The sequence below is a fragment of the Fructobacillus sp. ChS1-6f1-1-27 genome (genome assembly GCF_059579415.1).
On the sequence record NZ_JCAOER010000021.1, the window covers coordinates 1 to 6,175 of the forward strand.

Sequence of the window (6,175 nt, forward strand, 5' to 3'; positions counted from 1 at the left end):
TCACCGATTGAATATCGGCAACCAGCCGCTTAGCGAACTAGTAAATATTTACTTTAGTTTTTGGGGTATACGTCATCTAGTTAGAACCTAAAAATCACTTATTTTTAACCTTATTAAAGAAGTCCACAAACAACTTCTCCTGGTCTTCGTGGTCCTGCCAGAAAGTTTCTGGGTGCCACTGGACGCCAAGGACTGATTGGTCGTCATTTTCAAAGGCTTCCACCACACCGTCATTGGCCTGAGCGGTGACATGTAAGTTGGCCGCTAAGTCTTTGACTGCCTGGTGGTGCTTGGTATTAACGAAGGGGTGCAAGCCAACTGAATGTTCAACAAAGCTGCCCTTTTCCACATCAACATAGTGGGCCGGGAAAGCGCTGTCCATTGGCTGAGTATGCTGAAGTGGCGCCTGACCACTAGCTTTTTCATACTGACTGTTTAAGTCTTGGTAGAGCGTACCACCAAAGGCAACGTTAATAATTTGCACGCCACGGCAAATGCCAAGAACTGGCTTACGCTGAGAAACCGCTTCTTTAATCACCGCCAGTTCAAATTCATCCCGGGGTTCGTAAACCGAACCCAAGTGTGGGTGTGGGTCTTCATGATAGAATTTAGGTGAGACATCGACCCCGCCAGAAATAATAATCCCGTCAACCACATCAACGAGGTCCTTAGCCATCTTTGCCGGTACAATTGGCAAAATCACCGGTGTCACACCATGCTTAATCAACACGTCCGTCAATTTTTTCTGGACATAGTGGGCCTGTTGCAACCGGGTTGTCACCGTTGGTTGCATGTTCGCATCCGCCGTAATTCCAATTTTCATAAACAATTCCCCCGTAGGTGTATATTAGTCTGATTATAAGGTTTGCAGGGTGAAGATGCAAAAAAGTCCACCGCCTGCCAGCGATGGACAAAAGGAAGTAACCCTTCCTTACTTTCAACTTTATTATAGCAAATTTATCCAGCTCGTTTCGGACTAACCCAAACACCAGAACCATGACCCATGATTGTTCGAATAGCGGGTAGCATAGTAACTACAATCGTTATCGGATTTAATATCCAATAATACATTAAATAAAAAGGTGCAAATCCCAGATACTTTAACTTGTTGCCATTGTGGTCCATGAAAAGTGCTAATGAAATTTGAATAAAGCCAACAGTCAATTGGAAACAAACAAAAATCATCGCCATTGTCACTGTTTGATAGAAAGCAGACCAATTTTCTAGCCAAAAATAACGAACAATTGTATAAGTCAAACCAAACGTACTAATGCATAAAAAGAACGCCCAGATAATACTCAAAGTTTGATCAAAGAAAATCAGCAGCAAACCATAATTTTTCAGTGGATGACGAAGTAGTTTCAAACTATTGGTCAGCCAAACCTCAGTGCCACCCTGCGCCCAACGCTTCCGCTGCTTATACAAATCAGAAATACTTTCCGGTACCTCCATAAAGAAAGTAATCGCTGGCGCAAAAATCGAAATCCAACCATTCATTTGATGGTCCCAAGCCATGCTAATATCCTCGGTTGCCCGGTCTTGGCGAAAGAGACCAACATCAATCAAAGCTGTCTTCCGATAGAAAGTGTTAGCCCCACTATATGCATAAATTTTACCTGAAATAGCAGACTGACTTTTTTTAATCATGCTGACAATACTAGCAAATTCAACAGTTTGAGACTTTGCTAGTATCTTAGTTTTATTCAAAACATCCGCATTCGCGGTGATGGCCCCAATTCGGTTGGCGTACGGCTTTGATAAGTAAGTAATATAACGTAGCAGTGCATCGCGAGAGGGCAAAATATCCGCATCATTCGTTAAAATAAATTCACCGTTAGTAAAACCAATTCCAATATTTAATGCATGAGCTTTCCCATTATTGGCTTCTAAATCAATAATCCGTAAACGGTCATATTTTTTTGATAACTCAATCAAAATCGGCATTGTGCTATCAGTTGATCCATCATTGATTACAATCACCTCATAATTAAGGTAATTTAATTCCGTTAATAAATAAACAATCGTCTTACGAATAACTTTTTCTTCATTATGCGCCGCAACCATGATTGAAATAAAAGGGTCAGCCGTGGTGGGTACTCGAATCCACCGCCTTTGCTTATTACGATAAGCAAATTTGTAAATAATATTTCCAACAATACGTGAAAAAGAACCAATCAAGGGGTATGCAGATAGAAACAAGAACAAAAAGCTGAAAACAGAATTATGCAAAATCATTGTATGGTCCTGTCCTGAAGTAAATTAATAATTTGATACTTAGTGAAATTATCCCCAGCGTTTACATTTATAATTTGATCATGTTTTATATCAAATTGAGAACCAAATTTTTCCCGGAAGAATTCATCATATTTTTCTCGCCGAACATTCTGCTTTTTATCTATAGAAATAGGCCGAGATAATCGGTGATTCACCATATAGGCCGCAAATAAGTGATGAAAAATAAATACAGCGATAATCCCAATAAAAAATGTACTGAGGCTTGTCATATTTTGCTGAACTTCCGCCACTAATCTAGCGTGAAATTGATTTTTAGAATCAAAAATGTTTGTAACACTAAATATCCAAATAAACGGAATAAAAAAGGATAACCAGCAGATTGCAGTCCACAGTCGCTGATAAAGACGTACCTTGCCCTTAACATTGGCGAAATAATCGTCCGTCCCTATCACAAATGAGTGTATATCTTTGTCATTTTGTTTAGAAAGTTTCATAATATTACCTAACCAAAATAATTTTATCCCAAATTTATTTCTAAAATATTTATTTTTCATTCTCCATAGGTTACGAAATAAAATCTTTTGTTTTATAAAACATTCACTATCGAAATCGATACGGCTATCAAAGCCGATATCGACGATAAAAAAAAGAAAATATCACTCCAATAAAGAAGGTCTTCAAAAAAATACGGATAATAAAAACAAAAAAGCTATACCAACACTTTCCAGCGTTGGTATAGCTTTTTAAATATGCCGACTAGCGGACTCAAACCGCTGACCCCCTCATTACTAGTGAGATGCTCTATCAACTGAGCTAAGTCGGCAAAATTAATACTTAAATAGTATAGCAAATCCTTAGGATTTGTACAACAGTATTTTAGAAAAAATACTGAATACGGATGACAGGAATCGAACCTGCACGGATTTCTCCACTGGAACCTAAATCCAGCGCGTCTGCCAGTTCCGCCACATCCGCATGGGCTTTGTTACTGTTTTAAGCAACCATTTAATAATACTGGATTTTGTGGGTACCGTCAAGCAAAATTTTAGGAATTATTGGCAAATATATTTTCTAAAAAACGGTAGTAAATTATAACCTTTTGTTATAAAATGTACAAGTGCTGTTTGGATTTTGTTTATGAATAGAAAATACTGTTTTTTATTCAAATTAGCAATTTTCTAGTATGAAATTAATTGATTTTTTCAAAGCTAGATACAATAACGAAAATTCAAATTATAAAAAGGTACTATGAAGTGGAGAATACTAGGGAGAGACATGGAGAGAGAAGTGAATAAGAAGTTTTACAACTACGTTTGGTTCTGGGTGATGTTAATCATCACCCTACTATCAACTAGTTTTTCTGTCTATTTATATTATAATCACGGCGAATTACCCACATTAAATAAGACAAAAGTAAATTCAAGTGACTGGTCTTTCAAAGGCAACACTTTTTACGCCGGCAAATTGAATACAACTTGGACCAAAGGCGAAATTATTGATGGAATGGACAATAAAAAATTATTTGTTCTGCACGGTAATATGAAAAATGTATCAAAAGAGCAGGCTGATGCATCGGCTATGTACGCTGTCGTACACGCTTATCAAAAAACGGACAGTCAAAATAAGCAACTTGAACCCGGAACCCCGGCATTGAATGATGATTTTAGTGTGCCCTATCAAACTGAAAGCGATAACTTAAATCAAAATGTGCTACCAGGAAAAACAGTTCCTGTCGTTGTTGAATTCTACTTAGAAAACAACAATCCAATCAAAGTTACATTTGAAGATTCCAACTTTAAAGAGTTAGGTAGCAAATCATTCAACATCAAAGTATAAAAAGCTCAAATCAAATTACATTTTCTCAAACAATTTTTTATTAAGTAGGAGTATTTATGTTTAACCGCCCCGACAAAAAGAAGAACGAACTCGATGCATTGAACTCGGAACTAAAATCTAAGAAGGAAAAACTGCACAACACACTGGTTGCCATCAAGCAAAACCAAGTTGCCCTATCAGATTCAGATAAATTTCGAATCCAACAAGCAAAGCTCGCCAAGGAGGCTGAACTAAAACAAGTTATCGATAAAAAAGGCGATGAAATCAACGCGTTGGATTTGCAGTTAAAATCAAAAAAAGACGAGTTACAGGAAACAATCATTGCTCTCAAAGAAAACGAAGCTGAATTAACCGAGGCAGAAAAATCACAAATTCAACAGGCCAAGGTTGCTAAAGAAGCTGAATTGCAAAAAGTAATCGACAAGAAAAACGAAGAACTACAAAGAGCCATCGAAGCTAAGGACCAAGAACTTCAACAACTTATCGAGGATCGAAATAAAGAATTGGCGAACCAAGCCAAGTCCAAAGAGCAAGAAATTTCCAAACTCGATCAAATTTTAGCAACTGTTAATACTAAGTTGACCGACGCTCAACAACAGCTAGGAAATTTTGAAAATGACATTACTGTTGGGTTTTACGAGCCCACCTATGAGTTTGCTGATAGCTTAACTTTCAAATACGAGCTAACTCGTATTATCGAAAAAGAAAAGCAATTAGTAAAAGAACAAAAGGCAACTTACGTGGTCAAAGAAATCACTTTTGATGGGTCAGCATCTAAAGGAAAGGCAATGCAGAAAAAATCTGCTCAAGCACTCATTCGGGCTTTCAACGGTGAAGCAACTGGAATCATCAACAAGGTTAATGCCAATAATTATGAAAAAAAGGCAGAAATGCTTTCTAAAAGCGCTACAAAGTTAAGTGATTTATTTGAAAAATCAATCTTTGTTCGTTTAGACAGTGCTTACGTTGACCTAAAGCTCCAAGAACTACGTCTTTCTGTTGAATACGCCCTGAAGAAGCAAGCTGAAAAAGAAAAACTTCGAGCAGAACGACAGCAAGAAAAAGAAGAAAAGCAACTCCAACTTGAAATTGAACGTGAGAAGCGAAACCTTAATAAAGAACGCTCCCAATTCAACAATGCTTTGACAAAGCTTGTCGATCAGGAACAAACCGAAGAAAATGTTCAACAAGTTGAAGAATTAAAGAAAAAGATTAACGAACTTGACGAACAAGAAAAAGGTTTGGACTACCGAATTGAAAACGCTAAGGCAGGCTATGTCTACATCATTAGTAACGTTGGCTCCTTTGGAGAAAATGTTTACAAAATTGGTGTAACTCGTCGTCTTGAACCTAAAGATCGTATCGATGAACTCAGCTCAGCTTCCGTTCCTTTTAAGTTTGATATTCACGCACTTATTTTTTCTGAAAACGCTTTTGAACTGGAAAATGACCTTCATACCCACTTTGCCAGCGACAAAATTAACCATATCAACAAACGAAAAGAATACTTTAATACCAGCCTGAAAGAAATTAAGGATTATCTACAGTCAAATAAAAATATCACGATTGAATGGCATGACAAACCTGAAAATTCGGAATTTGTATTATCGCAACGATTCTACAACGCTTCTCCAAAAGAGGTATAAATCATGAAGAGTACAATAATCAATAAACATGTATTTGTTTGGGTTGGCGCTTTTCTTTTTGGTTCTCTCGGCTTGGACCGATTTATGCGAAGACAAGTCGGCCTAGGCATTTTGAAACTATTCATCGGTAGTTCCTTTACATTAGGAATCTGGCCATTCGTTGACTTTATCATCGCAGTGACTAAGTCTTATAGCACTTATTCTGATAGTAATTACGTCACATTTTTCAACGGAAAATATTCTAAATAAATCAATTTCATATAGAAAAGGCTTTGAGTGAAAACTGAAAGCCTTTTTTATATCAAAAGTCGTCAATTTATATCAGAACTGGATTAAGTTTGTCCATAGAAGCAACCTTTGCTAATTAAAGAGCACCTCTTTTGATATGAACCCCAAAATTAGGACATGTCATTGAGCGGCCTTGAGGACTGACACCCGATATTCAATCGGTGTCAGTC

6 protein-coding genes and 2 tRNA genes are annotated in these 6,175 nt (G+C 37.2%); 3 read left to right on the top strand and 5 right to left on the bottom strand.

Annotated elements, in window-relative coordinates; genetic code table 11:
• Window positions 1–94 precede the first annotated feature (94 nt).
• The 5 genes from AC5162_RS06305 to AC5162_RS06325 form a co-directional block, all read right to left on the bottom strand.
• Complete coding sequence (locus AC5162_RS06305; protein WP_496534407.1) at window positions 95–823, bottom strand: gamma-glutamyl-gamma-aminobutyrate hydrolase family protein; 729 nt, start codon at window positions 821–823, stop codon at window positions 95–97.
• Window positions 824–957: 134 nt separating this feature from the next.
• Window positions 958–2,235 (bottom strand): glycosyltransferase family 2 protein, encoded by a 1,278-nt coding sequence (locus AC5162_RS06310; protein ID WP_496534408.1) that lies wholly within the window; start codon window positions 2,233–2,235, stop codon window positions 958–960.
• Window positions 2,232–2,789, bottom strand: coding sequence for a hypothetical protein (locus AC5162_RS06315; RefSeq protein ID WP_496534409.1), 558 nt, complete (start codon window positions 2,787–2,789; stop codon window positions 2,232–2,234). Before AC5162_RS06315 ends, AC5162_RS06310 begins: the two co-directional genes overlap by 4 nt.
• Window positions 2,790–2,985: 196 nt before the next feature.
• Window positions 2,986–3,058: transfer RNA gene (locus tag AC5162_RS06320), tRNA-Thr, on the bottom strand.
• Window positions 3,059–3,128: 70 nt separating this feature from the next.
• Window positions 3,129–3,210: transfer RNA gene (locus AC5162_RS06325), tRNA-Leu, on the bottom strand.
• Window positions 3,211–3,510: 300 nt separating this feature from the next.
• On the opposite strand from AC5162_RS06325, the gene AC5162_RS06330 reads away from it, so the two are divergent.
• The 3 genes from AC5162_RS06330 to AC5162_RS06340 are packed head-to-tail and all read left to right on the top strand — an operon-like array spanning window position 3,511 to window position 5,966.
• Entirely contained in the window at window positions 3,511–4,071 is a 561-nt protein-coding gene (locus tag AC5162_RS06330) for a DUF5067 domain-containing protein (protein WP_496534410.1), read from the top strand.
• Window positions 4,072–4,127: 56 nt separating this feature from the next.
• Entirely contained in the window at window positions 4,128–5,717 is a 1,590-nt protein-coding gene (locus tag AC5162_RS06335; RefSeq protein WP_496534411.1) for a GIY-YIG nuclease family protein, read from the top strand.
• Between the two features lie 3 nt (window positions 5,718–5,720).
• Complete coding sequence (locus AC5162_RS06340; protein WP_496534412.1) at window positions 5,721–5,966, top strand: NINE protein; 246 nt, start codon at window positions 5,721–5,723, stop codon at window positions 5,964–5,966.
• The last annotated feature ends 209 nt before the right edge of the window (window positions 5,967–6,175 follow it).

Bases quoted from the DNA above. Each gene is read 5' to 3' on its own strand.
- AC5162_RS06330 (WP_496534410.1), top strand. From the start codon at position 3,511: ATGGAGAGAGAAGTGAATAAGAAGTTTTACAACTACGTTTGGTTCTGG.
- AC5162_RS06310 (WP_496534408.1), bottom strand. From the start codon at position 2,235: ATGATTTTGCATAATTCTGTTTTCAGCTTTTTGTTCTTGTTTCTATCT.
- AC5162_RS06305 (WP_496534407.1), bottom strand. From the start codon at position 823: ATGAAAATTGGAATTACGGCGGATGCGAACATGCAACCAACGGTGACA.
- AC5162_RS06315 (WP_496534409.1), bottom strand. From the start codon at position 2,789: ATGAAAAATAAATATTTTAGAAATAAATTTGGGATAAAATTATTTTGG.
- AC5162_RS06335 (WP_496534411.1), top strand. From the start codon at position 4,128: ATGTTTAACCGCCCCGACAAAAAGAAGAACGAACTCGATGCATTGAAC.
- AC5162_RS06340 (WP_496534412.1), top strand. From the start codon at position 5,721: ATGAAGAGTACAATAATCAATAAACATGTATTTGTTTGGGTTGGCGCT.